The following is a 24,212-nucleotide window of genomic DNA, read 5'->3' on the forward strand; positions in this document are numbered from 1 at the left end:
TTAGAAAAGTAGTAGAGGGATGTGAACAATTACCCATAACATCAGCAGTTTCAAAAGAAGTTGAGGAGAACAAATCAAAGGGCCGAACAAAGATTAGGACCCCAAGGACAGTTGTGAAGACAACCAACGCCAGAACCACAGCAAACAAAACTTATAAGCATGTGGTATTATACTCCATTGGGTGGTCATATGAAGAAGGTCTCCATAATCCTGCTGACCATCGGGCTGGTCGTGGCGATAAGTGCCGGAACGTACTACTTAGTAACCCACTATGGCACTATTACCTATCAGTGGAAGACCAATCTCAACGACTATAAAGAGTACGGACTCTTGGGGGATTCAACTTTAAACGGCTACGTGAGGGCGGACGGAGAGATAAGCGTCTACATCATCACGAAGGACGATTTCAAAAAGCTCAAGGACGGCGAGCCCTTCGACTACTACCGGGCCTGGGAGCACGTGAAGAGCGTCGAGCTCAAGGACGTCAAAATCCCCAAAGGGGACTACGTCCTCGTCGTCAAAAACGAGGAGAATGGCATGCAGTGGATTTCGGTGAAGCTGGTGGACAAGAAGTAGCCTACCAACAGCCCTATAGATTATACATCTATATAGTTTTTGTGTGGCACTATGTTTTATTGCGACAATCTTTATATTTCATATCGTTATTCCCCAGTCGGTGAAACCAATGAAACGGCTCGCGGCACTGTTGCTGGTGTTCCTCCTCGGGATTGCCGTCCTGTCGAGCGGGTGTATAGGCTCGGAAGAGAAGAGCAGCACGAAGCCGAGCCCCGAGAAGGGGAAGCAGACTCAGTCACCCGGTGCTAAAGCCGACATCAAGGCCATAACCCTCCGCACGACGGGGGCGACCTTCCCGCAGTATCAGATTCAGAAGTGGATTAAGGCCTACATGAAGGCCCACCCGGACATTAAGATTGAGTATGAAGGTGGCGGAAGCGGCCACGGGCAGGAGGCGTTTCTAAAGGGCCTGACCGACATTGGGAGGACTGACCCACCCGTCAAGGAGTCAACGTGGAAGAAGTTCTTGGAAACCGGAGACCAGCCCCTCCAGTTCCCGGAGATAGTCGGCGCCGTTGTCGTTGTCTACAACGTTCCCGGTATCGATGAGCTCAGGCTCGATGGCGAAACCCTTGCGAAGATCTTCATGGGCGAGATAGAATACTGGGACGATGAGGCCATAAAGGGTCTCAATCCCAGCGCGAAACTCCCGCACGAGAAGATAATCGTCGTCCACAGGAGCGACGCGAGCGGAACGACGGCAATATTCACCACCTACCTCACCCTCGTGAGCAGGGAGTTTGCCGAGAAAGTTGGTGCAGGAAAGCTCGTCAACTGGCCGGTGGACAAGATGGGAAGGGGAATCGGCGGAAAGGGCAACCCCGGTGTTGTTCAGGCCCTCAAGAGCACCAAGTACAGCATAGCCTACACCGAGCTCTCCTTTGCTATAGAGGATAACCTCAAGGTCGTCGCCCTGAAGAACCGGGCAGGGAAGTTCGTGAAGCCGACCGATGAGAGCATCAAGGCCGCCGTCTCGGCCCTCAAGTCCAAAATCCCCGACCCGACCGAGGGCTACAAGGAGGACCTCAAGGGGCTCCTCAACGCCCCAGGTGATAACGCCTACCCGATAGTGGCCTTCACCCACATCCTCGTCTGGCAGAACAAGGACAGGAAGCACTACAGCCCCGAGAAGGCCAGGGCAATAAAGGAGTTCCTGAAGTGGGTTCTCACCGAGGGCCAGAAGAATGAATACATCGCTCCAGGATATGTAGGCCTACCGAAAGAAGTTGCCGAAATAGGTCTCAAGGCCGTTAATATGATACAGGAGGGGTGATTTTTCATTTCCCTTTTGTCGAAAAGCAAAAAGAATGGGGGTGAAAAAATGAAAGGAAAGTCTCTTGTTAGCGGTCTGTTGTTGGGTCTTTTAATTTTGAGCCTGATTTCATTCCAGCCAAGCTTTGCATACTCCCCACACGGCGGTGTCAAAAACATCATAATCCTGGTTGGAGACGGCATGGGTCTTGGGCATGTAGAAATTACAAAGCTCGTTTATGGACACTTAAACATGGAAAACTTTCCAGTTACTGGATTTGAGCTTACTGATTCCCTAAGTGGTGAAGTTACAGATTCTGCTGCGGCAGGAACTGCAATATCCACTGGAGCTAAAACGTATAATGGTATGATTTCAGTAACCAACATAACCGGAAAGATAGTTAACTTAACAACCCTACTTGAAGTGGCTCAAGAGCTTGGGAAGTCAACAGGACTGGTCACCACTACAAGGATTACCCATGCAACTCCAGCAGTTTTTGCGTCCCATGTCCCAGATAGGGATATGGAGGGGGAGATAGCAAAGCAACTCATAATGCACAAAGTTAACGTCTTGTTGGGTGGTGGAAGGGAGAAATTCGATGAGAAAAATTTGGAGCTGGCCAAAAAGCAGGGATACAAAGTAGTTTTCACGAAGGAAGAGCTTGAAAAAGTTGAAGGAGATTATGTCCTAGGACTCTTTGCAGAAAGTCACATCCCTTACGTATTGGATAGAAAACCCGATGATGTTGGACTTTTAGAAATGGCCAAAAAGGCAATTTCAATACTCGAGAAGAACCCGAGCGGATTCTTTCTCATGGTTGAGGGCGGAAGGATTGACCATGCAGCCCATGGAAACGATGTCGCATCGGTTGTTGCAGAAACTAAGGAGTTTGACGATGTTGTCAGATACGTGCTGGAATATGCGAAGAAGAGGGGAGATACCTTGGTAATAGTGCTTGCCGATCACGAAACTGGAGGTCTTGCAATAGGTCTAACGTATGGAAATGCAATCGATGAAGATGCCATAAGAAAAATAAAAGCAAGCACGTTGAGGATGGCCAAAGAGGTTAAGGCAGGGAGTAGTGTAAAAGAGGTCCTCAAAAGGTATGCCGGATTTGTCCCAACAGAGGAAGAAGTCAAGTATATTGAGAATGCGCTGCACTCGACAAACAAGTATGCCCTCTCAAATGCAGTAGCCGATGTTATAAACAGGCGTATTGGTGTTGGATTCACCTCCTATGAGCATACAGGAGTTCCAGTTCCGCTCTTAGCTTACGGTCCCGGGGCAGAGAACTTCAGAGGTTTCTTACACCATGTGGATACAGCAAGATTAGTTGCAAAGTTAATGCTCTTTGGAAGGAGGAATATTCCAGTTACCATTTCAAGCGTGAGCAGTGTTAAGGGAGACATAACCGGTGATTACAGGGTTGATGAGAAGGATGCCTACGTTACGCTCATGATGTTTCTCGGAGAAAAAGTGGATAATGAAATTGAAAAGAGAGTCGATATAGACAACAACGGCATGGTTGACTTAAATGACGTCATGTTGATTCTCCAGGAAGCTTGACTTTCCCTCTTTTTTGGTGGTGGCCATGAAAGTCGGCGTAAACACCTGCATAGTTCAAGAGGTCAGCGGAAGGGGCTTTTCCCTTGAGGAACTGGGCGTTGAAGTCTTGGAGCTCGGCTTTGATGACGTCGAGGTTCTCACAGAGGAAGGAATAAACTGGAGCATCCTAAAGGACCTCGCCGGCCTCGGGACGGAGTTCACCCTGCATGCACCAACCTCAGACGGGAGGAACGTCAGCGTCGACCTCGGCCGCTACAGCAGGATGAACATCGTGACGATGGAGCGCGTCCTCAAGATTGCAAGCGCCCTCGACGCCAATGTTGTGGTCGTTCATGGGGGAGATATAAGGGGGAGCTACCACAGGGCATTCGCGAACACGAGGAGACAGCTTATGGAGATCTCGGCCATAGCCGAGGACTACGGGGTCAAGCTCCTCATCGAGAACCTCACGGACGGCAGGATAGGGGCCTTTCCCCATGAGCTGCTGCCCTTCGTGGAGGAGAACGTCGGGATATGCCTCGACGTCGGTCACGCCTTCCTAACGGCCATGAAGTACGGCGTTCCAATGGACGAGTTCGCCCTGCTGGAGGCTGAGGAAATTCACGTCCACGACAACAACGGGATTATGGACGAGCACCTCCCACCGGGGGAGGGGATGATAGGGAAGAACTACATAGGGCGGCTCATCGAGGCCGTCGAGCCGGAATATGCGGTTCTCGAAATCAGGCGCTATTCAAGGCCCGAGAGCGTCTTCGAGGCGATAGATTTCGTCAAGTCCCTCAAAAAGGTCGAGGTTAAGGGGGTGGCCGTATGGGGGATGCCTTTAAGGCGATGACGTTTCCAGCTGTCCTCGCGGTTTTTATCCTCTTCGCCGGCATGCTGTTCGTCTACTTCACCCACGCCGTGCCGGCCTTCCACCGCTTCGGAATTGACGTCTACCTGAAGAACGTGTGGATAGCCGCCGAGAACCCGGAAGACGAGATCTACGGCGTCGCCGCTGCCATATGGGGGAGCATCTACACCTCGCTGATTGCAATAGCGCTCGCGCTCCCGCTTTCGATTTCTTATTCCATCTTCGTCGTTGATTACGCACCCAAGTGGCTCAAGAACCCCCTCATCATCATCTCCGACATAATGGCCGGGCTCCCGACGATAATCTACGGCCTCTGGGGGGCCCTCGTCCTCGTCCCGTTCCTCAGGGAGCACGTCATGAAGCCCCTTCACGAGCACCTCTCCTTTATCCCGCTCTTCTCCTACCCGCCGACGACCGGCTACAGCTACTTCTCGGCCGGCGTACTGCTCGCGATTATGATTACACCCTTCGCCTCGGCCATAATCAGGGGGGCCTACTCGATGGTCCCCTTCACCTACCGCGAGGCGGTCTACGCGCTCGGCGCGACGAGGTTCGAGGCGACGAGGCTCCTCCTCGGCTACATAAGGCCCGCAATAGTTTCAGGGACGATACTCGCCTTCGGGAGGGCGATAGGAGAGACCGTCGCGGTGTCCCTGGTTATAGGCAACACATTCAACATGACTTGGGAACTCTTCGCTCCCGGTTACACCGTTTCGTCGCTCATAGCGAACCAGTTCGGCAACGCGTTCATCTACGAGTACATGACGCCGGCCCTCTACGCCGCTGGACTTGCGCTCTTCGCGATAGGCCTCGCCGTGAACCTGCTCGGCCTCAGGATTCTGGGGAGGTGGGAGGAGAATGTCAAGGCTTAACGCAAGAAAGCTGAAGGAGAAGGTCTTTTTGGCCTGCGTTGGAGCCTTAACCTTCCTCGCAATCCTGCCTCTCTTCCACATCATCCTCACGGTAACCGCGAAGGGCCTGCCCGTCATAGCGGAGCGCGGGGGGAAGTTCATCACTGGGACGCTCTCCGAGGGCGGAATTGGGCCGGCCGTGGCCGGAACCTTCCTGCTGACCTTCCTCTCGGCCCTCCTCGGGCTTCCGGTTGCCTTCCTCGTCGGCCTCTACGCCTACGAGTTCCCGAACAGCACCATAGGCAGGTGGACGAAGACGCTCCTCCAGATAATGCTCGAATTCCCGACGATACTCGTAGGGGTCTTTGTGATGCAGGTCTTAGTGGTCCCGATGGGGACCTACTCTGCCATAGCCGGCGCGCTGGCCCTCGCGATAATCCTCACGCCCTACGTGGCAGTCTACACCCACGAGGCCATGCGCGAGATACCATTCACCTACCGCGAGGCGGCCTTCTCCCTCGGACTCACGAGGGCGAAGGTCCTCTTCCGGGTCTTAGCGCCGATGGCAAAGCGCGGAGTCCTGACCGGAGTCCTCATAGGCCTCGCCAAGGTTGCCGGAGAGACGGCACCGCTCCTCTTCACCGCCGGCGGGCTCTACGAGAGCTACCCCCACTCCGTGACGAAGCCCGTGGGGGCCATCCCCCTCCTCATCTACCAGCTCGTCCAGAGCCCGAGTAAGGCCGACCACCTGACGGCGTGGGGGGCCTCGCTCGTCCTCCTGCTGATTTTCCTCGGGATATTCGTCCCCATAAGGCTCAGCCTGAGGGAGGTGAAACTGTGAACCACGCGATTGAGACGAAGAACCTGAACGTCTACTATGGCTCAAACCACGTTATCAAGGGCGTTGACCTCCATATTCCCGAGAAGGGCGTCTTCGCGCTCATGGGGCCGAGCGGCTGCGGAAAATCAACGATGCTGAGGACGTTCAACAGGCTGATAGAGCTCAACGAGAGCGCGAGGGTCGAGGGGGAGGTCAGGCTCTTCGGGAGGAACATCTACTCCCCCGATGTTGACCCGATAGAGGTCAGGAGGCAGGTGGGGATGGTCTTTCAGTACCCGAACCCCTTCCCTCACCTGACGATTTACGAGAACGTGGCCCTCGGGCTGAAGCTGAACAACCTGCTCCCGAAGGATGAGATACCGAAGAGGGTCGAGTGGGCGCTGAAGAAGGCGGCCCTCTGGGACGAGGTCAAGGACAGGCTCGACGACTACCCCTCCAACCTGTCCGGCGGCCAGAGGCAGAGGCTCGTCATAGCGCGGGCCCTCGCGATGAGGCCGAGAATCCTCCTGATGGACGAGCCGACCGCGAACATAGACCCCGTTGGAACAGCGAAGATTGAGGAGCTCCTGTTCGAGCTGAAGGAGGAGTACACCATAGTCCTCGTCACCCACTCCCCGGCCCAGGCGGCGCGCGTCTCGGACTGGGTGGCGTTCCTCTACCTCGGGAAGCTGATAGAGGTGGGCCCGACGAGGAAGGTCTTCGAGAACCCGGAGCACGAGCTGACCGAGAAGTACGTGACGGGGGCGCTGGGATGAAGTGGAAGGCGATGGAGAAGGCCCAGAACCTTTTAGAGGAGCTCGGGGGAACGGTACTGACCGCCATGGAGACCCTCGAAAGGGAAGCCAAGGAAAACGAGCCCGGCGAAGTCGAGGAGCTCTTCTGGGAGGCGGTGGACCTGAGGATGAAGCTCAACGACGTGCTCATAGAGATACTCCTCCGCTACCAGCCCCTCGCGAGGGAGTTGCGCTTCGTCCGCTCGGCCCTCGACTCATCCTACGACCTCTACAGGATAGCGAGGCACCTCTCGCGCATGGAGGCGCTGCTCTTCATAGGCAGCCCCGAGTGCGCCCGGGACGTGGCCGTCGGGGGAATGAACCTCATCAGACCGTGGCTGACCATCGGGCTGGAGGCCCTAACCCGTGGCAGGCCATACCCGGTGGAGGAGCTCCCCTTCCTCGAGTCGTCCTTCGAGGACTTCTGGAATGAGAACGTGAAGACGGAGAGCCCGACGGCCATGGGAATGCTGATGCACTGCGAAGGCATCTACAACCACACGAAGAACGTCCTCCGTTCGGCCCTCTACTACCTTGAGGGCTCGAAGGGGCTCGAGAGGACCCCGATACTCTTCATCTCGTGAGGTGATAGCATGAGGAAGCTCCTCGACATAGGGATTGAACAGATGAAGAAGATGATTAGGGAGATGGCGAACGGCTCGATGGAGGCCCTCGAGTCGGCGAGGAGGAGCATAGAAGGCGACTTCGACTCGACTGAGGAAATATCTAGCAGGCTCCACATAATAAGGGCAGACGTCCTTGAGCTAGCCACAGAACTCCTCGTCCGCTACTCGCCGGTTGCGAGCGACCTGCGCTTCATCCAGAGCGCCATAGACGTCTCCTACGACCTCTACAGGATTTCGAGGTATGCTATGGAAATAGAGAGGACGACGAGGATTGTCAAGGGTTCAGTGGAGCTGTCGAGAAAGGCCTTTCCCTTAACCGAGGAGGCCGTCAGGCTCTCGGTTGACGCGTTCAGGGAACTCGACGAGACCCTCGTCGGCAGGCTCCTCGAGATAGACAGACAGATTGACAAGTACTACCTGCTCTCCCTCGAGGCCCTGAACGAGAGCCCGGAGAAGGCCGCGGACGCGCTGATAATGCGCCACCTCGAACGGATAAGCGACCACTCCAAGGAGATAGGCGCGAGGGTGATATATATTCGCGAGGGCAGGCGAGTATAACTATATAGATTATTGCGAAAATCTTTATATTTTTGTCATGATATATTCAACCGGTGAAGGATATGTTCGCGGCGATACTGAACCCCTCCATGGTCGAGCTCATGACGGGGAGGAAGCGGAAGAAGACGAGAATGGAAGAAATCGAGGAGGAGTGGCGCGCCTTCCTCGAAAGGTACGAGGCAGAGGACGTCAAGGAGCGCATCAGGCGCCTTTGAGCCCTTTTGACGGCCTTTCATTTTCCCTGTTTTCCCGGCAGGAAAGGTTTCTCCCGGCCTTAAAAGAATTGTTAAGTCTAAAGAGAAAAACCCATCAGCACAGAATCGAGTCCTCGCTCAGGACGTCGAACTCGACCTTTCCGATGCCCTCTACCCACGCCTCTATTTTGTCCCCGTGCCTCAGCGGGCCGACGCCGGCCGGAGTCCCCGTCGCTATGATGTCGCCGGGCTCAAGCGTCATTATCGAGCTTATGTACTCTATCAGCTCCGGAACCTTGAAGACCATCTCGCTCGTCCGCCCGAGCTGTCTAACCTGGCCGTTCACCTTGAGGCCGATTTCAAGGTCGTCTATCTTCAGCTCTCGCCTGTCCACAATCCTCGGCCCGACGGGTGCGAAAGTGTCGAAGCCCTTCGCCACCGTCCAGGGGAGGCCCTTCTTCCTCACCTCGGCCTGAAGGTCTCTGGCAGTTATATCTAGCAGTATCGTGTAGCCCATCACGTAGTCCATTGCCTTTTCAGCCGGCACGCGCCTGGCGCGCTTTCCTATTATGACGGCCAGCTCGACCTCGTGGTCAACGCGCCTGCTAATCCTCGGCAGGATTATCGGTTCTCCGGGACCGATTAGAGCACTCGGCGGTTTGAGAAAGAAAACCGGCCTTTCCGGGACGTCACTCTCCATCTCCTTTGCGTGCTCGGCGTAGTTCTTAGCCAAAGCCACAATCTTGCTCGGGCGTAGCTCGTAGAAGCCGTCCATGTAGGGAAGCCTGACCATGATACCACCTACACCTCAATCACGGAACTGGAATTAAACCTTTCCGAAAAAATAAAGGGAGAAAGTTCACCCAGCTTCGGCCTCTCCCTCGACGGTCGCAAAGCCGAGCTTGTAGGTTATATAGAGGACGAGGGGCAGCACTATGAACGCCATGAGGTCGCCGGTGTCTCCTGCAAGCCCCAGGACGCTCACGAAGTCCCCGACTCCGGAGAGGTAAACCGCCAGCGGCGGGACGACCGTTATCGCCCACGCAAGCTTTCTGTCCAGTTTCAGGTACTCCTCCATGTTGCTGAGCTGGGCGAGGCCGATTCCTATGTAGCTCGTGGTTATAGCGAAGAGCGGAATAAGGTTTCCAACGAGGAAGCCAGTCCTGCCGAAGAGGCTCTCAAGGGCCTGGGTGGCTATCTGGGGCGTGTCCCTTCCGAAGACGAGCAGGAACGACGCCATGAAGAGGGTGTAGATTGCGGTTGGTATAACAAAGGCCCACGTGAGTAGCTTCTTGGTCTCCTCGTAGCTTCCGAGCCCCTTGTAAACGTCTGGAATGACAGAGTGGCAGCCGAGGGCGAATATTGAGACTCCGATAATCTTCCAGAGGGTTGAAGTGTCCGAGTACAGCGCGTTCTCAAGTCTTCCCTTCGGGAAGAGCATCACTCCAACGGCCAGGAAGAGGGCGAGCATCACAAGGCTCATGGCAAGCTCGCTCTTTCCGCTCGCTTCAAGGCCGAGGTATATCACTATGGACGCGAGAACCCAGAAGATTAGGGCGCCTACTTTAGGGCTCACCCCAAAGAGGGCCGCGAACACGTCCCCCATTCCCGCGATGTACGCGAGGAGGGCCCCGAAGCTCATGAAAGTCACGCTCGCAAACATTATGAGGCCGCCACCGGGCCCGAGCATCTTTCTGGCCATTGTGCTCAGCTGGGCGCCGCCCATCCTTGCCGAGAAGTACAGGACGATTCTGGCCGTGAAGAGCATGAGGAGCATTACCCCAACGAGCACGAGGACTGCAGGGATTAGGCCCACTTCCTTGGCCGCGTAAGGTAATCCGAGGACACCGGCCCCTATTTGAGTCCCAATTAAAACTGCGAGGGCTTCACTCCTTTTCATAAGACCACCCCCATTAGAATGAAGGCTTTTCGGAGCTAATATCCCTTTTCCCGCAAAAAACACAGGCCTGAGGCCCCTATAATATGCCAAAATGAACTGGAGTAAAGAGAAATGAACAACAAAGAACAGCAGAGCATGAAAAAATTTTCAAGGAATTTCTTTATTGGTCGAATGGATACATGAACACCTACAGAGTACAGGGCCGGAAAGCCACTCCGGTCTGACCTCCTCCCTGCCCTGAAGGGCGAGGCTTTCGAAAGAAAAATATAAAGGCCGCAGAAGCACTCAGGAGGGCTGCCCCGCCCTCCCCCTCATGAACCTCAGTCCCCAGACCATCAGCGCTCCCTGGATTGCCAGAGCGACAAGGAAGCCAGCGATATGTGCACCGAGCGAGAGCGGGTAGCTGGTGGCGAAGTAGTAAACCGTGTAGACGCCAACGGGTATGTTGAGCAGCGCGCTCGCCACGAGGCCGGGGTTGTAGCCGTGCCTGAAGAACATGCCCACGTGCGAGAGAGCATTTAGGATTGAGAAATAGGCAGTCCATATCCCGAGTGAAATATCAATAAGACTCGCAAGTATGGCCGAGAGCGGGAACGCGACGAAGATTATTGGAACGTTAATCCAGAGGGCGTGTGTTTTTGTGAGCGGCCAGTCCTCCCGCTTTGAGCCCAGGACTTTCCTGTTGAAGAACTCCACGAAGCCGCCGGGGCAGATGTACTCCTCGAACTGGTGCACCCAGTAGACCGGCGTCTGCAGCCAGATGAGGAAGAGGGCGAAGTTCTCCCTGAGGACGAAGAGAACCAGCACAACCGTTATGTACACTGCGAGAAAAGGCGTCGAGACCGGCCAGTACTCTTCAAGCCACGCCATCACCGAACGTTTTTTCGTGGACTTCACGGCGACCACCTGTTTAGACGAATGTCCTGCAAGATATAACCATGATGGTACTTTCGCTGGGGTCTGAATAAAGTCACTTGAACCGCTATCGAAGACAGCATGCCTTCACCAAATGACCCCAAGTGCCGCCAGAACCCCGAGTAGGGTTATAACGGCTCCAACAACCTGGTAGAACCGGTGCACGTTTTCGCCCCAGAGCCCCCCTGGAGCGCGCAACCAGGAGCCTGTAAACGATGAAGTTGCTCCGGGTAACGCCAGAAACCAGCATGAAAAGGCCCACCGCGGCCATAACAACTCCCCATATCTGATTCATGTTTTCACCCAACCACCATTGGCAAGGGCGGGTTAAGTACTTTTCCTAATATCTCCTTAAAGCTGGCACAGAAAAGTTTGGGAGCTAAAGAGAAAGAAACGAACGGGAGACGAGAGAGTTACCTGCTGAATTTGTTCAGCCTCTCAACGGCTGAGGATTGTCTCTTACCTCTTGTAATGTCCTCCTGTACCCTCCTGAACTTAACCACGAGGCTAGGCATAAGCTTTAAGCACTAACAAGAACTTAAAGCCTTTTTTCAAAAATTCTTACTACCCATTCCATTTCACTTACAGAAGGAGGATTCTTAGAGAGTTCAATGATAAACCTTGAACTGCCGGGCAACTTTTCAGTTTTTGTATATAGATACAGCTCTTTCCGTTCCTCAAATCCAAGGGAGGCTAAAAAATTCTCCATAACGCGGGACACTGACCTAACTTGAACAGACTTTACTTCAGGATATTTTTCCTGCAGATATTCAAGCAAAAGTTCAAAGGCCCTCATAACTTCGTTATCATCAGTTCCTTTCAGAAAGGGATTTGGAGAGAAATCAAAGATAACAAGACGTGAATCCCCAATAAAATACCTAACTCCAAAGATGTAATTTGAAAGCGTTCCTGCACTGTCTCCATAGTGAACGCTTAAACAGTGAAAGTCATTCCCTCCATAGAACATCTCCAAAAGCTTATTTTCAATCTCCATTTTGGCCTTTCTGCGAGACACATACTCAACCCACCGGGCTTCTTCAAAGAATATGCATGAATTTTTGCCCGCGACAATAAAGAAATTTCCACCGGCGTACCCTTCATTCAGCATTCTGAGTTTTTTATCGTGCCTTAGCGAAAACACCGCCCAGTAGAGAGGAATAGCCTTGTCCAGGAAAGTTTTCCAATCAAACTTCCCAAGAAAGCCCGAGAGTCCCTCAATCCAATCAATTCCGATAAGAACAATGTAAGGGCAAAACTTGTATGACAACTCTGAAAGCTCAGGCTCATTCTCTTTAGAATCAGCAAGATGTTTCAAAAATTTAAGCTTCTGTTGTAAAGAATAAAACTCCTTCCAGCACTCTATAATCGCCTTGGCCTTTTCAGGGTCCCAAAGAAGTTTATAGGGCTTCTTTTGTCTTCCCTGCGAGTTTTGCACAGGAATAGGATCGTCCAAAACCTTCAAACGCACAAGCTCATTCAAGACCCTTCGAACAGACTCTTGTCGTTTTCCAAGTTCTTTTGAGAGGTTATACACGGTAAGTTCTTTACCCTCCTGTGCAAGTTCAATTATTCGGTATGCAATCTCAGTGAATTCCTCAGTATCTTTTAACCTCCCCATATAGGCCCCCGTTATGGTTAGTAGGTATTCACAAAAAAGTGTTTCTTTTTGAGAATACCCCCTTATAAAGTAAACTGCGAAATAAGTATTGACAGTTTTCGGAGGTGATACCATGGGCAAGAAGGGTTCCAAACCCATGACATGGGAGGCCGCGAGGAGAATACAGAGCGCAGTGGACAGCGGAAGGGCCGTCAAGGCGGACGAGGGCTTCAAGGCCAGGGCCATGAGCGCCGCCGCGAGGAACTCGAAGAACAATGACGACGAGTTCGAGGACTGGGTTGTCGAAGAAATAATGCTGGCATCAGAGGAAGGAACAGACGTTGATGATATTTTTGATATTGGCAACTGGTTCTGATATCCTTACTTTTTTGATGGCATTACAACCGGGGGAGGATTCAACATGAGGTTTAAACGCGGGGTTACACACGTTATTTTCTTTGACATTGAATACTACGTTCCCAGAGAACACCGGAACGGGCCCGGATTAAGAGCCAACCCCTACCTGAACGGAAGCTTCGTCATGGGCGGCGTCTTCCAGAGGTACTTCCCCATAGATGAGAAGCCGGAAAAGAAGGAGGAGTTCTGGATATGGGACATGGAAGGTAAGGACGTCGTGGAGCAGGAGAAGAATCTCTTGGAGAAAATATACCTCTACTTCAGGGAGAGCTGGACACGGTGGGAACTGTTGGGCAAAGACCCCGGGCTGACGGAGCCGATGGCAGTAGGCTTCGGGATAACGCGCCTCGATATTCCCGTGCTTTTTGTCAGGAGTCTAATTCACGGAATAGCCGAGCTGGAGAGGCTCTACGACACATACTTTAAACTCAGGCACTTCGACCTCAGCGTCGCCTCCGCCCCTGTACTCCCCGAGAGCAGGAACAGAAAAGTGCTCGCCCCTGTGTCACAGAACTGGGCAGTTCGGAACCTCCTCGGAGACGGAAGAAGAAAACCGAGCGGCACAACCGTGTGGGAACTATACGATGCAGGGGAATATCAGGCCATAATGGAAAGAACCCGCGAGGAGGTGGAACTCGCGAGGAAGGTTTATCAAGAACTTAGAAAATTAAGGAACGGCCTCCCCGGCCGCCCCTGATTTCAGTTCTTTAACGGCTCAGGAATCGCCTTATCCCACTGGTCCCTTGCCAGCTCGCCGGTGTACTTGAACTTCTCGACCTTCTTCTCGGCCTCCTTGCGCTTCTTCTGGTGCTCCTTCAGGAACTCCTGCACCTTCTTGATGAGGTAGCGCTTGCACTCACCGCAGGTAAGCTCTCCAGCTTTACACGCGTGATAGCGCTCCATCAGCTTCTTGTCGTCCTCCTCGAAGAAGATTTCAAGCCACTTGAAGACGACGCACTTCTCCGGGTTTCCGCCCTTCTCCCTCTGCTCTTTGAGCGTCGGCTGACCGCCCGTTAAGGCGAACTTCCAGATTTTCTTTCCAGCTTCCTCAGGGTCATCGGTGAGGTAAACGGCAGTTTCCGGCTTGCTGGCGCTCATCTTCCCCTCAAGGCCCGTCAGCGGCGGGACGAACTTCGAGTGCAAAGCAGCGGTCTTGTAGTAGCCGAGGCTCTCGGCGAAGTCCCTCTGGAGCCTCCAGTAGGGGTCCTGGTCAATTGCTGCTGGAATTAAACAGCGCTTCTTCTCGAAGAAGGTCGGTGCGGCCTGTATGGCAGGGTAGAAAATCATTCCAATCTTGCTCTGGTCGGTGAAGCCAAAAACTGCTCTAGCCATCGAGAAGTTTATCTTCTTGGCTATCGGAAGGGCCATCTCGTAAATCTTCGTGAACTCGCTGTCCTGGAAGATGAAGGTCCTGTCGGGGTCGAAGCCGACCGCTATGATGTCGAGTATGTTCTCGTAGGCCCATCTCTTTGTCTCGTCCAGGGTGAGGTTCTTGAAGAGGAACTTCTCGTCATCGGTTATCTGTATGTAGAGGTTGACGCCAAACTTCTCCTGGAGCCACTTGGTCGCGTAGAACGGGATTATGTGACCTATGTGCATCGGCCCGCTCGGGCCCCTCCCCGTGTACAGGAAGAAGCCCCTTCCGCTCTCGTAGTCGGCAAGGATTTTATCATAGTCCCTGTGGGAGAAGAAGAACCTCCTCCTGAAGAATATCGGCAGTTCGCTCTTCGTGAGCCTTGCGGTCTTCTCCAGCAGTTCATCGGTCAGCGGGCTCGTTCCGAACTCCTCTATCAGCCTGTCGTAGTCCACCAGACCCTCAACGTCCCATGGGGTAACCTTAAATTCGTCCATTCAAAACACCTCCATTTCCAGTGGAAACGAAACTCAAGACTAAGGCGGTGCAGAAGAGGAGGGCTTCACCAAGGCCAAAAACAACCACCGAACATGGGTTGAAAAAGGGGGCGGGAGCATTTAAAGTTTTTGGACGAAGACCATAAAAACCCGGCCAACCTATACGGCCCACCATGAACAGCGAGACCGAAGGAACCCTGCTGGCATTCGCGGTGCTTGTACTGCTCGGTCTCGAGCCGGTTGTAATCAAGGCCAACCCCGTTAGCCCGTTCGCCTTCGCCTCGCTTTCGGCTATAGTCGCGTCTTTAGTCCTCTGGCCCCTCGTCCTGCTCCGGAGCCAGACAAAGGAAGTCCTTGAGAGGCCGGGCGAGATAAAGAAGACGTTCCTCACGGGTCTTTTCGCGACGGCTATAGCGTACTCACTCTTCGCTTACGGAACCAGGCTGAGCTCGGCCATAAACTCCGCCATAATAACGCGCTTCGAGGTGTTCTACTCGTTTCTAATCTCGTGGCTTCTCCTGAGGGAGAGGATAAGCGGAAGGGCCGTGCTCTCTGCACTCGCCCTAATCGCGGGCGTGTTCCTCGTGGTCACACAAGGGGAGAGGCCCGAACTCCTGAAGGGCGATATCTTGCTTCTCCTGACCCCCCTCTTCTGGCAGCTCGGGCACGCGGTGGCGAAGAAGACCAACTACAGCCCGCTGACCATAGCGGCATTGAGGAACACCTTCGGCGGGCTTCTCCTCCTCGTCCCGGCAGTAATAACGGGCTTCGCCTTCACAGAGTTCGCGTTGGCAGAGGGCATTATAATCGCGCTGACCCAGGGCCTCTGGTACATGGCGATAGCGCGGATCAACCTCTCGAAGGCAACCGCCATCTTGACCCCAGCCCCTGCTTTAACCGTGCTAATCTCAACCGCCGTCCTCGGGGAGGCGGTTACGGCATACCACCTGGCGGGATTAGCTTTAATAACCATCGGAACGCTGACCATCAGCAGGGAAGAAAGTGAGGTGGTAAAATGAAGGTCGTAATCCTGGGTTCCGGTTCCTACAGCGGGACTCCAAAGCCAATGTGCACCTGCGAGAACTGCTCGCGGGCGAGGGTCAATCCGGCATCGAGGAGGACAAGGTTCTCGGTGTACTTTGAGGGAACTCTGGTCGACCCGAGCCCAGACCTGCACTACCACCTTGAGAGGCTGAACAAGAAGGTGGAGCGAGTCTTAATCACGCACGGCCACTTCGACCACGTCTTCGGCCTGCCGGAACTTCAGGTCTTCAAGAGGATGGAGTTCTACTCCCGCAGGGAGACGATTGAGGTCGCGAAGAGCATCGCCAGGCTGGCCTTCGGCTCGGAGAACCCGGAGGGGTACGATTGGAGCTACCACGAGCTCGAACCGTGGGAAGAAACCGGAATAGGGGGCATGAAGGTCACGCATTTCCCCGTCGTGCACACGACAACGGCGGGGGGCTTCGTCATAGAGGTGAAGGGCAAGAGGATAGCTGTAACCGGGGACACCGGGCCGGAGATTCTAAAGGACGAGAGGGCCCTAAAGCTGATGGAGGGGGCCGACCTTCTCATAGCCGAGATGACGCACAGGGAGGCAATCCCAGGCACACACCTTGGAGTCAAAGAGGCCATAGAGCTCGCAAAGAGGGTTGGCGCTGGTTACACGGTCTTCGCCCACATAAGCCACAGCAACTACCCCCACGAAGTCCTAGAGAAGAGGGTCAGGGAAAGCGGCGTCGCTGGGGAAGTCTCGAGGGACTTCACGTGGATTGAGGTTTAGATCTGCCTTCTAAGGTCTGCAGGCTTCAAAATCAATGCTATACAAAAAATCGCCAAGAAGACTAAGATCACCCCAAGGAGAAAACCACCGGTCAGGTAGTAGGAAATGAGTAGAAGAGAGCGGAACAGGAGGAGAATAACGGGTATCGCCGCTATCAGAATCACTACTAGGTAGTCCTCAACAAAAGATCTGATCTTTCTCCTGAGACCCATGTTTATACTTTTTGATTTTTGAATTAAATGTTTTTCGTTTATCCAGTCGTAAGAAAGAGGACCGAAACCCCATCAGCATCTACCATCAGAGTGCATTTCAACTCCTCCAGAGTCAAAACTTGTCCAATTGGGCCCTCTCAACAATACAGTATCGAAATTGACAAAGGGTTGCATATAGTACTACACCACGCGAATAGTTTTAATTTTCAAACACAATGCTCATACTGGTGGTGTGATATGCTAATAGACACACAGCTGTATGGAGTCGTTGCAAGAACGACCAAACAAGCACCGAGCCAAACATCACAGCGGTGATACTGGCAGTGGGAATGTACATCGTCTTCTTGGCCATGGCTTATTACACCCTTGTAAAGAAGTCGTAGAAGAGCCGTCTTTGTTCTGCTTTTCCCGTTCTCCATTTATTAGAACCTGTGCCTACAGGTTCGGGCCAATGAAGCAGTCACACCTCAATTCTCTTAGAGTCTTATTGCAACCTTGATTTTCTCGTCTTCCATCTCGATGTTCGCGACTCTTTCAATTCTCTTAGAGTCTTATTGCAACGTTTGTCGAGAGCCTCACCGTTCCCCCAGAGTTCAACTTTCAATTCTCCTAGAGTCTTATTGCAACATTGAAAGACTGGACGATGGTCGTGGTGAGGTGGTGAGCGGTGACTTTCAATTCTCCTAGAGTCTTATTGCAACAAGGCCTTCTCTTATAGTCGCAATTGCGAGCAATGTTGCTTTCAATTCTCCTAGAGTCTTATTGCAACCTGAGAGGGTCGCGATGTTGGACGGGGCCGAACCCTCTTTCAATTCTCCTAGAGTCTTATTGCAACCGGAATCTTGAGAAGCCGGGCCAACCTCTTCACCCTGCTTTCAATTCTCCTAGAGTCTTATTGCAACTCCTCATACTCTTTCAGCGTGTCGCTGAGCATGTCGGCTTTCAATTCTCCTAGAGTCTTATTGCAACGCACGGCGAAGGCTATTGAAACGTCCTTTTCAGTCAACTTTCAATTCTCCTAGAGTCTTATTGCAACCCTTCGTCCCTCCGGCCGGAACGGTAATCTGTCCGTCGCTTTCAATTCTCCTAGAGTCTTATTGCAACCGTAGATGACTCCTTCTTCTTTATTTGTTCTTATCTTACTTTCAATTCTCCTAGAGTCTTATTGCAACTTGAGCGTAAAGTGCTGTTCATGTCCCACGAGTTCACTTTCAATTCTCCTAGAGTCTTATTGCAACCTCTCCCCTCCCTGAACAACTGTTCCAACTCCTTCCCCTTTCAATTCTCCTAGAGTCTTATTGCAACTTGGCGTAGAAAACCACGCGCTTGGCTGGAATGTACTTTCAATTCTCCTAGAGTCTTATTGCAACGGGATACTACCGAATATGTCAGCATTCCTCTCTAATAGCTTTCAATTCTCCTAGAGTCTTATTGCAACGAGGAGGAGGGGCAGGTAGTAACGCACGGGGTAACGACTTTCAATTCTCCTAGAGTCTTATTGCAACCAGGGCCGTTTTTATCGCGTATTGTTGCCACGTTAGGTCTTTCAATTCTCCTAGAGTCTTATTGCAACGGCCCCCGTCACAGTCGACGTCTGGACAACGCCAATGCTTTCAATTCTCCTAGAGTCTTATTGCAACCTCGTGAACGGCCTGAGCCAGTGGCTGGCCGAGATGGCTTTCAATTCTCCTAGAGTCTTATTGCAACGGCTTGATGGTGCTCTTGTAGAGGACTCTGACCCTGTTCTTTCAATTCTCCTAGAGTCTTATTGCAACTTGGAATAGCCAAGCGTTTCAACAACGTGGATCTGACTCTTTCAATTCTCCTAGAGTCTTATTGCAACACAATGGTCGCGGTGAGGTGGTAAGCGTGACCCGATATCTTTCAATTCTCCTAGAGTCTTATTGCAACTGTTTATGCCCGTGAGAGCTCAAACGGTAGCTATTCCTTTCAATTCTCCTAGAGTCTTATTGCAACTCCAGAGGTCGCGGCCTTCTGATACCTCCTGACCCAGCTTTCAATTCTCCTAGAGTCTTATTGCAACCAATAACCTCGAGGTGGTTGGACGATGAGCGAGGATAACTTTCAATTCTCCTAGAGTCTTATTGCAACTGGGTTCGTGTCCGCAAGTATGCCGAGCAGGAGCCAGCTTTCAATTCTCCTAGAGTCTTATTGCAACTCCGGTGCCGGCGGTAAGTATTCCTTCGCCAGCTCGCTTTCAATTCTCCTAGAGTCTTATTGCAACAGAGCTGTCTCTTTCATAGAGCCTGAAGTAGGCTCTGACTTTCAATTCTCCTAGAGTCTTATTGCAACAGGGCGGAAAATTCGCCCATTCGCCCAACAGAGGGCTATAGACACCCAAATATTTAAGCTTTTCTGGAAAACGGCGGTAAAAAGCCCCCCAAAGGCCCCTGATTGGAGCCCTTTGCCGTCTTCAGCAACCAAATAAACCCCTTAAAAAATACAATGAACATCAAAGTACACGAGATTTCCAGGGCCCCAAAGGGAAGGTATTTCGAGCAATTTCCCTTAAAGTTCCCAAAATAATGAAAAACAGCATTTTCAACAGGGTTTAAGGCCAACGGAGGGGTAAGCTTCCCCCATTCAAATTTCCACAAAAAATTCGTTACAAATACCTGCTCAAACCACAACATAATGTCACAATTCCAAAAGAGCAAAAACCGATTTACAAAACCCAAACAGAACTCTATACGGCAAAACTCACGACCAAAAACAAGAGTTCTGGAAAATAGGGCTTATGAACGTGATACAAAGAGAGAAAAAGCTCAGAGCCTTCCGTTCTCCATAAGCCACTCGCCGTACTTGACGAGGGCGTAGACCGCATCAACGCCGTCCTCGACGGTCTCGTAAACTGGAACGCCCCTGAGCTCGATGTTCCTCGCCATCTTGTGCGGGTACTCACCACCCGGGGCAACGAAGACTATCGGCTTGCCGTACTCCTGCATCTTTGCGACGGCATCAACTATTCCCTCGTCGAGGGCCGGGCTCTGGAAGAGGGCTATGACGACGAGGACGTCGACGTTCGGGTCTTCCAGCGCGTAGCGCATGGCAACCTCGTATCTGCTCGACGGGGCGTCGCCGATGACGTCTATCGGGTTCTTGTAGGACATGTGGGCGGGCAGCTTTCCGGCCTCGATGTCCTTCCTGAACTTCTCGTTCGTCTCTTCGCTCAGCTCGGCGAGCTTCATGCCACTCTCAAGCAGGCCGTCGCTCATCATGACTCCGGCACCGCCGCCGTTGGTGACTATGGCAACACGATTGCCCTTCGCGGGCTTCTGCATTGCCAGGGCCTTGGCGTAGTTGAAGAGCTGGCGCATGCTCTTGGCGCTTAAAACACCGGTCTGCTCAAAGGCGGCCTCGTATATCTTGAAGGAGCCCGCAAGGGAGCCGGTGTGACTCGCGGCCGCTTTTGCCCCGGCCTCAGTCCTTCCCGCCTTGAGAATAATGATGGGCTTCTTGAGCGTGACCTCCTTGGCGGTGTTGAAGAACTTCCTTCCGTCCTTGACGCCTTCTATGTAGCCGGTGATGACGCCGGTTTTGGGGTCGTCGCCGAGGTAGGCCATGAAGTCGCTCTCGTCGAGGTCTGCCATGTTTCCGAGGCTAATGAACTTGCTCATGCCTATCTTGTGGTTTGCGGCCCAGTCGAGAATCGCCGCTCCGAAAGCACCGCTCTGGCTCATGAAGGCGACCTTTCCGAAGGGCGGCCTGGCCTGTCTCTCCGGCGGGTTGAAGTTGCAGTCGAAGCCGTTCTCAAGGTTGGTGACGCCGAGACAGTTTGGGCCGACGAGCCTTATTCCCCACTTCCTGGCGCGCTTCACAATCTCCTCCTCAAGGTCGGCCCTTCCGGCTTCCTTGAAGCCGGCAGAGATAACGACTGCGCCCTTGACGCCCTTCTCGCCGCACTCGTCGATGACGTCAGGAACAAACTTAGCCGGAACGGCTATGACGGCGACGTCAACCTCGTCGGGTATGTCCTTAATGCTCCTGTAAACGGGGAACTTCTTCCCGTTTATCTCGATTTCACCACCCTTAACGTTGACTGCGTAGACTTTGCCGTCAAAGCGGAGCGTCATGGAGCGCATTATAGCGTTTCCGACCTTCCCTGGCACGTTGGAAGCGCCTATAACAGCGACGCTCCGGGGGTAAAACAGGAAGTCAAGGTTTGGAGCCTCCACCTTTCTCCACCTCCGAAAGTTTTTCGGCCATATCTATTTAAGGGTTCCGAAAGTGGACATTTTATCCAATGGGCTTTTTAAAATGCCGTGTTCCTTTACATATATAAAGCTACCGGAACGGAAAAGGTTAAAACAATTAAGCGTTTAAAAGAGCATTGGAGCGTTAAGATTGGGTGGTCGTGATGCCCAAGGTGAAGGTCATAACAGACCCAGAAGTGATAAAACTGATGCTGGAAGACACGAGAAGGAAGATACTGGCCCTGCTCAGAAACAGAGAGATGACAATCTCCCAGCTCAGTGAGATACTGGGAAAGACACCCCAGACGGTCTACCACCACATCGAAAAGCTCAAGGAGGCGGGCCTCGTCGAGGTCAAGAGGACAGAAATGAAGGGCAACCTCGTTGAGAAGTACTACGGAAGAACGGCCGACGCGTTCTACATCAACCTCTACCTCGGAGACGAGGAGCTCCGCTACTTCGCCCGCTCAAGGCTCAAGACCAAGCTCGACATATTCAAGGCCCTCGGATACGAGTTCAACGATGAGGAACTCCTCAACGTCATGGACAGGCTCCTCAAAAAGGAACACGAGTTCAAAACAGAAATATCCAAAGAGATTGAAGCAAACGAAGACAAGCTCAAGGACTTCTCGAACGAAGACATAATCCACGCAATTGAGTGGCTTGCCATGGCCAAGATGGGTAGAGACGAGGAGAGCATAGAACTGCTTAAAAAGCTTGGAGAGCTCCTCAAGAAGTGATAGCAATGGCGCGGGGAATAAGACTTCTCGTCCTCGATGTGTTGAAGCCCCACCAGCCGATGGTCACGGAGCTGGCCCTGGGTCTCAGCGAGCTAGAAGGCGTGGACGGAGTCAACATAACGCTCGTGGAGATTGACAAGGAGACCGAAAACGTCAAGATAACGATAATGGGCGACGACCTTGACTACGACGAGATAGTCCGGACGATCGAGGAGTTCGGCGGGGTCGTGCACAGCATTGACATGGTTGCCGCCGGGAAAAGAATCATTGAGGAAGAGGAAACCCCACAGGACAAGCTGGAGGAGTAGCGGTTGAAAGAAGTAATAATAATCACACAGCCTGAGAAAGTTAAAATCCTGTCCGAGGAGACCAGGTTTAAGATACTCCAGCTTCTCAGGCAGAGGCCAATGACTGTATGGGAGCTCAGCATAGCGCTCGGAAAGGACAGGACAACCATCTATCGGCACATAAAGGCCCTTGAGAATGCGGGCTTTGTCGAGGAGCTTGGCAGTGAAGGCAATGAGAAGCTCTACGGCAGGACTGCAAGGCTCTTCCTAATAAAGGCCGAGCCGGACGAGAGTGTTGAGAACTTCAGGCAGTCGTACCTCCAGGTGGAGGCCGAGCGCCTGGTAGGGATTCTCGAAAAGGCAGGAATCGAGGTTACGGACAGAGAAAGGCTGAAAGAGCTCATAAAGGACGTTTTAAATGAAATTGAAGTCAGTTCACAGCCAATAATAAAGAAAATATCCGAGGCCAACGTGGAGCTGAGCGAAATAGAGACGTTCCATTTTCTCAACGTGCTGGTGTTCCTCCAGAGCTGTGAGATGTGTGAGAAGGCCAAAGAAATGAAGAAGCTCCTCCAGTTTTAGTTATTTTATTTGCACCGTCCCGTGGTTCCAGCAGGGACGGGAGAGTTTTGTGAGCAGTGTTACACGCCCGGACAGGAACGAATTTTTGATTGATGAACAGAAATATTCTCTGATGGCCATTAATGGCAAAAGCTTAAATATCTCACCATCGGTGATACATATTGGGCCGATGACCTAAAACGAGGCTTCAAATAAGTGGGGTGCGAAGGTATGAAGCCTGCGAAACTCCTCGTCTTTGTGCTCGTAGTCTCTATCCTCGCGGGGCTCTACGCCCAGCCCGCGGGGGCGGCCAAGTACCTGGAGCTCGAAGAGGGCGGCGTCATAATGCAGGCGTTCTACTGGGACGTGCCTTCAGGAGGAATATGGTGGGACACAATACGGCAGAAGATACCGGAGTGGTACGATGCCGGAATCTCCGCAATATGGATTCCCCCGGCGAGCAAGGGCATGGGCGGCGCCTATTCGATGGGCTACGACCCCTACGACTTCTTTGACCTCGGTGAGTACGACCAGAAGGGAACGGTAGAGACGCGCTTTGGCTCCAAGCAGGAGCTCGTGAACATGATAAACACCGCCCACGCCTACGGCATCAAGGTCATCGCAGACATAGTAATCAACCACCGCGCCGGAGGAGACCTTGAGTGGAACCCCTTCGTCAATGACTACACCTGGACGGACTTCTCGAAGGTCGCTTCCGGCAAGTACACGGCCAACTACCTCGACTTCCACCCCAACGAGGTCAAGTGCTGCGACGAGGGCACCTTTGGAGGGTTCCCGGACATAGCCCACGAGAAGAGCTGGGACCAGTACTGGCTCTGGGCGAGCAACGAGAGCTACGCCGCCTACCTCAGGAGCATCGGCGTTGACGCATGGCGCTTCGACTACGTCAAGGGCTACGGAGCGTGGGTCGTCAAGGACTGGCTGGACTGGTGGGGAGGCTGGGCCGTCGGGGAGTACTGGGACACAAACGTTGATGCACTGCTCAACTGGGCCTACTCGAGCGATGCAAAAGTCTTCGACTTCCCGCTCTACTACAAGATGGACGCGGCCTTTGACAACAAGAACATTCCCGCACTCGTCGAGGCCCTCAAGAACGGGGGCACAGTCGTCAGCCGCGACCCGTTTAAGGCCGTAACCTTCGTTGCAAACCACGACACGGACATAATTTGGAACAAGTACCCGGCATACGCCTTCATCCTCACCTACGAGGGCCAGCCGACGATATTCTACCGCGACTACGAGGAGTGGCTCAACAAGGACAGGCTCAACAACCTCATCTGGATACACGACCACCTCGCCGGGGGAAGCACCGACATCGTCTACTACGATAACGATGAACTCATCTTCGTCAGGAACGGCTACGGGGACAAGCCGGGGCTTATAACCTACATCAACCTCGGCTCGAGCAAGGCCGGGAGGTGGGTCTACGTTCCGAAGTTCGCGGGAGCGTGCATCCACGAGTACACCGGCAACCTCGGCGGCTGGGTGGACAAGTGGGTGGACTCAAGCGGGTGGGTGTACCTCGAGGCCCCTGCCCACGACCCGGCCAACGGCTATTACGGCTACTCCGTCTGGAGCTACTGCGGGGTGGGCTGAACTTTCGCCCCGTTTTTAATTATTCTTT

25 protein-coding genes and 1 CRISPR repeat array are annotated in these 24,212 nt (G+C 53.0%); of the genes, 18 read left to right on the forward strand and 7 right to left on the reverse strand.

Features of this window, described 5'->3' with window-relative positions; translation table 11 throughout:
* Nucleotides 1-189 precede the first annotated feature (189 nt).
* From ACZ5ER_RS01895 to ACZ5ER_RS01940, 10 genes are all read left to right on the forward strand, one after another.
* A complete protein-coding gene (locus ACZ5ER_RS01895) occupies nucleotides 190-576 on the forward strand; it encodes a hypothetical protein (RefSeq protein WP_464934676.1) in 387 nt (128 codons plus the stop codon).
* A gap of 109 nt (nucleotides 577-685) precedes the next feature.
* Nucleotides 686-1,849: a phosphate ABC transporter substrate-binding protein PstS gene (pstS, locus tag ACZ5ER_RS01900; RefSeq protein WP_464935053.1), complete on the forward strand. Its 1,164-nt coding sequence runs from the start codon at nucleotides 686-688 to the stop codon at nucleotides 1,847-1,849.
* 48 nt (nucleotides 1,850-1,897) lie between these two features.
* Nucleotides 1,898-3,394 (forward strand): alkaline phosphatase, encoded by a 1,497-nt coding sequence (locus tag ACZ5ER_RS01905; RefSeq protein ID WP_050002288.1) that lies wholly within the window; start codon nucleotides 1,898-1,900, stop codon nucleotides 3,392-3,394.
* Between the two features lie 25 nt (nucleotides 3,395-3,419).
* A complete protein-coding gene (locus tag ACZ5ER_RS01910) occupies nucleotides 3,420-4,229 on the forward strand; it encodes a sugar phosphate isomerase/epimerase family protein (RefSeq protein WP_464935054.1) in 810 nt (269 codons plus the stop codon).
* Nucleotides 4,205-5,119: a phosphate ABC transporter permease subunit PstC gene (pstC, locus tag ACZ5ER_RS01915; protein WP_050002286.1), complete on the forward strand. Its 915-nt coding sequence runs from the start codon at nucleotides 4,205-4,207 to the stop codon at nucleotides 5,117-5,119. The genes ACZ5ER_RS01910 and pstC overlap by 25 nt, the downstream gene beginning before the upstream one ends.
* Nucleotides 5,106-5,939 carry a phosphate ABC transporter permease PstA gene (gene pstA, locus ACZ5ER_RS01920; RefSeq protein WP_050002285.1) on the forward strand — a complete coding sequence of 278 codons (834 nt, stop codon included), beginning with the start codon at nucleotides 5,106-5,108 and terminating at the stop codon, nucleotides 5,937-5,939. The genes pstC and pstA overlap by 14 nt, the downstream gene beginning before the upstream one ends.
* Nucleotides 5,936-6,694: a phosphate ABC transporter ATP-binding protein gene (locus ACZ5ER_RS01925; RefSeq protein ID WP_050002284.1), complete on the forward strand. Its 759-nt coding sequence runs from the start codon at nucleotides 5,936-5,938 to the stop codon at nucleotides 6,692-6,694. The genes pstA and ACZ5ER_RS01925 overlap by 4 nt, the downstream gene beginning before the upstream one ends.
* Nucleotides 6,691-7,296, forward strand: coding sequence for a PhoU domain-containing protein (locus tag ACZ5ER_RS01930; RefSeq protein ID WP_464934677.1), 606 nt, complete (start codon nucleotides 6,691-6,693; stop codon nucleotides 7,294-7,296). Before ACZ5ER_RS01925 ends, ACZ5ER_RS01930 begins: the two co-directional genes overlap by 4 nt.
* A gap of 9 nt (nucleotides 7,297-7,305) precedes the next feature.
* Nucleotides 7,306-7,896, forward strand: coding sequence for a phosphate signaling complex PhoU family protein (locus ACZ5ER_RS01935; protein ID WP_050002282.1), 591 nt, complete (start codon nucleotides 7,306-7,308; stop codon nucleotides 7,894-7,896).
* A 53-nt stretch (nucleotides 7,897-7,949) separates the two neighbouring features.
* Nucleotides 7,950-8,111, forward strand: coding sequence for a hypothetical protein (locus ACZ5ER_RS01940; protein WP_158506631.1), 162 nt, complete (start codon nucleotides 7,950-7,952; stop codon nucleotides 8,109-8,111).
* 94 nt (nucleotides 8,112-8,205) lie between these two features.
* Here ACZ5ER_RS01940 and ACZ5ER_RS01945 read toward each other — a convergent pair whose 3' ends face one another.
* The 4 genes from ACZ5ER_RS01945 to ACZ5ER_RS01960 form a co-directional block, all read right to left on the reverse strand.
* Nucleotides 8,206-8,883 (reverse strand): fumarylacetoacetate hydrolase family protein, encoded by a 678-nt coding sequence (locus ACZ5ER_RS01945; protein WP_464934678.1) that lies wholly within the window; start codon nucleotides 8,881-8,883, stop codon nucleotides 8,206-8,208.
* Between the two features lie 66 nt (nucleotides 8,884-8,949).
* A complete protein-coding gene (locus tag ACZ5ER_RS01950; RefSeq protein ID WP_464934679.1) occupies nucleotides 8,950-9,990 on the reverse strand; it encodes an aromatic amino acid transport family protein in 1,041 nt (346 codons plus the stop codon).
* Between the two features lie 285 nt (nucleotides 9,991-10,275).
* A complete protein-coding gene (locus ACZ5ER_RS01955) occupies nucleotides 10,276-10,860 on the reverse strand; it encodes an HXXEE domain-containing protein (RefSeq protein WP_464934680.1) in 585 nt (194 codons plus the stop codon).
* 583 nt (nucleotides 10,861-11,443) lie between these two features.
* The gene (locus ACZ5ER_RS01960; RefSeq protein ID WP_050002277.1) at nucleotides 11,444-12,523 is read right to left on the reverse strand and encodes a hypothetical protein; all 1,080 of its coding nucleotides are present in this window, start codon (nucleotides 12,521-12,523) and stop codon (nucleotides 11,444-11,446) included.
* Between the two features lie 112 nt (nucleotides 12,524-12,635).
* On the opposite strand from ACZ5ER_RS01960, the gene ACZ5ER_RS01965 reads away from it, so the two are divergent.
* Together ACZ5ER_RS01965 and ACZ5ER_RS01970 are read left to right on the forward strand one after the other, a co-directional pair.
* Nucleotides 12,636-12,878: a hypothetical protein gene (locus ACZ5ER_RS01965; RefSeq protein WP_050002276.1), complete on the forward strand. Its 243-nt coding sequence runs from the start codon at nucleotides 12,636-12,638 to the stop codon at nucleotides 12,876-12,878.
* Between the two features lie 45 nt (nucleotides 12,879-12,923).
* On the forward strand, nucleotides 12,924-13,616 hold the full coding sequence (locus ACZ5ER_RS01970) for a 3'-5' exonuclease family protein (protein WP_050002275.1): 693 nt from the start codon (nucleotides 12,924-12,926) through the stop codon (nucleotides 13,614-13,616).
* A 2-nt stretch (nucleotides 13,617-13,618) separates the two neighbouring features.
* Here the strand turns inward: ACZ5ER_RS01970 and ACZ5ER_RS01975 are convergent, their stop codons facing one another.
* Nucleotides 13,619-14,770 carry a tryptophan--tRNA ligase gene (locus tag ACZ5ER_RS01975; RefSeq protein WP_050002274.1) on the reverse strand — a complete coding sequence of 384 codons (1,152 nt, stop codon included), beginning with the start codon at nucleotides 14,768-14,770 and terminating at the stop codon, nucleotides 13,619-13,621.
* A 173-nt stretch (nucleotides 14,771-14,943) separates the two neighbouring features.
* On the opposite strand from ACZ5ER_RS01975, the gene ACZ5ER_RS01980 reads away from it, so the two are divergent.
* Nucleotides 14,944-15,789: a DMT family transporter gene (locus ACZ5ER_RS01980; RefSeq protein WP_464934681.1), complete on the forward strand. Its 846-nt coding sequence runs from the start codon at nucleotides 14,944-14,946 to the stop codon at nucleotides 15,787-15,789.
* On the forward strand, nucleotides 15,786-16,553 hold the full coding sequence (locus ACZ5ER_RS01985) for an MBL fold metallo-hydrolase (protein ID WP_464934682.1): 768 nt from the start codon (nucleotides 15,786-15,788) through the stop codon (nucleotides 16,551-16,553). Before ACZ5ER_RS01980 ends, ACZ5ER_RS01985 begins: the two co-directional genes overlap by 4 nt.
* On the opposite strand, the gene ACZ5ER_RS01990 is transcribed toward ACZ5ER_RS01985, so the two are convergent.
* Both ACZ5ER_RS01990 and ACZ5ER_RS01995 read right to left on the reverse strand, forming a co-directional pair.
* On the reverse strand, nucleotides 16,550-16,765 hold the full coding sequence (locus ACZ5ER_RS01990; protein WP_050002271.1) for a hypothetical protein: 216 nt from the start codon (nucleotides 16,763-16,765) through the stop codon (nucleotides 16,550-16,552). The genes ACZ5ER_RS01985 and ACZ5ER_RS01990 overlap by 4 nt on opposite strands.
* A gap of 464 nt (nucleotides 16,766-17,229) precedes the next feature.
* Nucleotides 17,230-19,078: direct repeats of the CRISPR family, unit length 30 nt; unit sequence CTTTCAATTCTCCTAGAGTCTTATTGCAAC.
* 473 nt (nucleotides 19,079-19,551) lie between these two features.
* On the reverse strand, nucleotides 19,552-20,961 hold the full coding sequence (locus ACZ5ER_RS01995; RefSeq protein WP_050002269.1) for an acetate--CoA ligase family protein: 1,410 nt from the start codon (nucleotides 20,959-20,961) through the stop codon (nucleotides 19,552-19,554).
* Nucleotides 20,962-21,143: 182 nt separating this feature from the next.
* Between ACZ5ER_RS01995 and ACZ5ER_RS02000 the strand changes: the two genes are divergently transcribed.
* The 4 genes from ACZ5ER_RS02000 to ACZ5ER_RS02015 all read left to right on the forward strand — a co-directional run bounded on the left by ACZ5ER_RS02000 (nucleotide 21,144) and on the right by ACZ5ER_RS02015 (nucleotide 24,184).
* Nucleotides 21,144-21,719, forward strand: coding sequence for a winged helix-turn-helix domain-containing protein (locus tag ACZ5ER_RS02000; protein ID WP_050002268.1), 576 nt, complete (start codon nucleotides 21,144-21,146; stop codon nucleotides 21,717-21,719).
* A gap of 5 nt (nucleotides 21,720-21,724) precedes the next feature.
* Nucleotides 21,725-22,027, forward strand: a complete 303-nt coding sequence (locus ACZ5ER_RS02005) for a DUF211 domain-containing protein (RefSeq protein WP_050002267.1) — start codon at nucleotides 21,725-21,727, stop codon at nucleotides 22,025-22,027.
* 3 nt (nucleotides 22,028-22,030) lie between these two features.
* Nucleotides 22,031-22,588, forward strand: a complete 558-nt coding sequence (locus ACZ5ER_RS02010) for an ArsR/SmtB family transcription factor (protein ID WP_050002266.1) — start codon at nucleotides 22,031-22,033, stop codon at nucleotides 22,586-22,588.
* Between the two features lie 210 nt (nucleotides 22,589-22,798).
* Nucleotides 22,799-24,184, forward strand: a complete 1,386-nt coding sequence (locus tag ACZ5ER_RS02015; RefSeq protein WP_464934683.1) for an alpha-amylase — start codon at nucleotides 22,799-22,801, stop codon at nucleotides 24,182-24,184.
* Nucleotides 24,185-24,212: the final 28 nt, after the last annotated feature.

It is taken from the genome of Thermococcus marinus, from assembly GCF_055389025.1.

What these genes read in the sequence shown, in the direction of transcription:
- ACZ5ER_RS01895 (WP_464934676.1), top strand. Translation starts at nt 190, where the DNA reads ATGAAGAAGGTCTCCATAATCCTGCTGACCATCGGGCTGGTCGTGGCG.
- pstS (WP_464935053.1), top strand. Translation starts at nt 686, where the DNA reads ATGAAACGGCTCGCGGCACTGTTGCTGGTGTTCCTCCTCGGGATTGCC.
- ACZ5ER_RS01905 (WP_050002288.1), top strand. Translation starts at nt 1,898, where the DNA reads ATGAAAGGAAAGTCTCTTGTTAGCGGTCTGTTGTTGGGTCTTTTAATT.
- ACZ5ER_RS01910 (WP_464935054.1), top strand. Translation starts at nt 3,420, where the DNA reads ATGAAAGTCGGCGTAAACACCTGCATAGTTCAAGAGGTCAGCGGAAGG.
- pstC (WP_050002286.1), top strand. Translation starts at nt 4,205, where the DNA reads ATGGGGGATGCCTTTAAGGCGATGACGTTTCCAGCTGTCCTCGCGGTT.
- pstA (WP_050002285.1), top strand. Translation starts at nt 5,106, where the DNA reads ATGTCAAGGCTTAACGCAAGAAAGCTGAAGGAGAAGGTCTTTTTGGCC.
- ACZ5ER_RS01930 (WP_464934677.1), top strand. Translation starts at nt 6,691, where the DNA reads ATGAAGTGGAAGGCGATGGAGAAGGCCCAGAACCTTTTAGAGGAGCTC.
- ACZ5ER_RS01935 (WP_050002282.1), top strand. Translation starts at nt 7,306, where the DNA reads ATGAGGAAGCTCCTCGACATAGGGATTGAACAGATGAAGAAGATGATT.
- ACZ5ER_RS01945 (WP_464934678.1), bottom strand. Translation starts at nt 8,883, where the DNA reads ATGGTCAGGCTTCCCTACATGGACGGCTTCTACGAGCTACGCCCGAGC.
- ACZ5ER_RS01950 (WP_464934679.1), bottom strand. Translation starts at nt 9,990, where the DNA reads ATGAAAAGGAGTGAAGCCCTCGCAGTTTTAATTGGGACTCAAATAGGG.
- ACZ5ER_RS01955 (WP_464934680.1), bottom strand. Translation starts at nt 10,860, where the DNA reads ATGGCGTGGCTTGAAGAGTACTGGCCGGTCTCGACGCCTTTTCTCGCA.
- ACZ5ER_RS01960 (WP_050002277.1), bottom strand. Translation starts at nt 12,523, where the DNA reads ATGGGGAGGTTAAAAGATACTGAGGAATTCACTGAGATTGCATACCGA.
- ACZ5ER_RS01965 (WP_050002276.1), top strand. Translation starts at nt 12,636, where the DNA reads ATGGGCAAGAAGGGTTCCAAACCCATGACATGGGAGGCCGCGAGGAGA.
- ACZ5ER_RS01970 (WP_050002275.1), top strand. Translation starts at nt 12,924, where the DNA reads ATGAGGTTTAAACGCGGGGTTACACACGTTATTTTCTTTGACATTGAA.
- ACZ5ER_RS01975 (WP_050002274.1), bottom strand. Translation starts at nt 14,770, where the DNA reads ATGGACGAATTTAAGGTTACCCCATGGGACGTTGAGGGTCTGGTGGAC.
- ACZ5ER_RS01980 (WP_464934681.1), top strand. Translation starts at nt 14,944, where the DNA reads ATGAACAGCGAGACCGAAGGAACCCTGCTGGCATTCGCGGTGCTTGTA.
- ACZ5ER_RS01985 (WP_464934682.1), top strand. Translation starts at nt 15,786, where the DNA reads ATGAAGGTCGTAATCCTGGGTTCCGGTTCCTACAGCGGGACTCCAAAG.
- ACZ5ER_RS01990 (WP_050002271.1), bottom strand. Translation starts at nt 16,765, where the DNA reads ATGGGTCTCAGGAGAAAGATCAGATCTTTTGTTGAGGACTACCTAGTA.
- ACZ5ER_RS02000 (WP_050002268.1), top strand. Translation starts at nt 21,144, where the DNA reads ATGCCCAAGGTGAAGGTCATAACAGACCCAGAAGTGATAAAACTGATG.
- ACZ5ER_RS02005 (WP_050002267.1), top strand. Translation starts at nt 21,725, where the DNA reads ATGGCGCGGGGAATAAGACTTCTCGTCCTCGATGTGTTGAAGCCCCAC.
- ACZ5ER_RS02015 (WP_464934683.1), top strand. Translation starts at nt 22,799, where the DNA reads ATGAAGCCTGCGAAACTCCTCGTCTTTGTGCTCGTAGTCTCTATCCTC.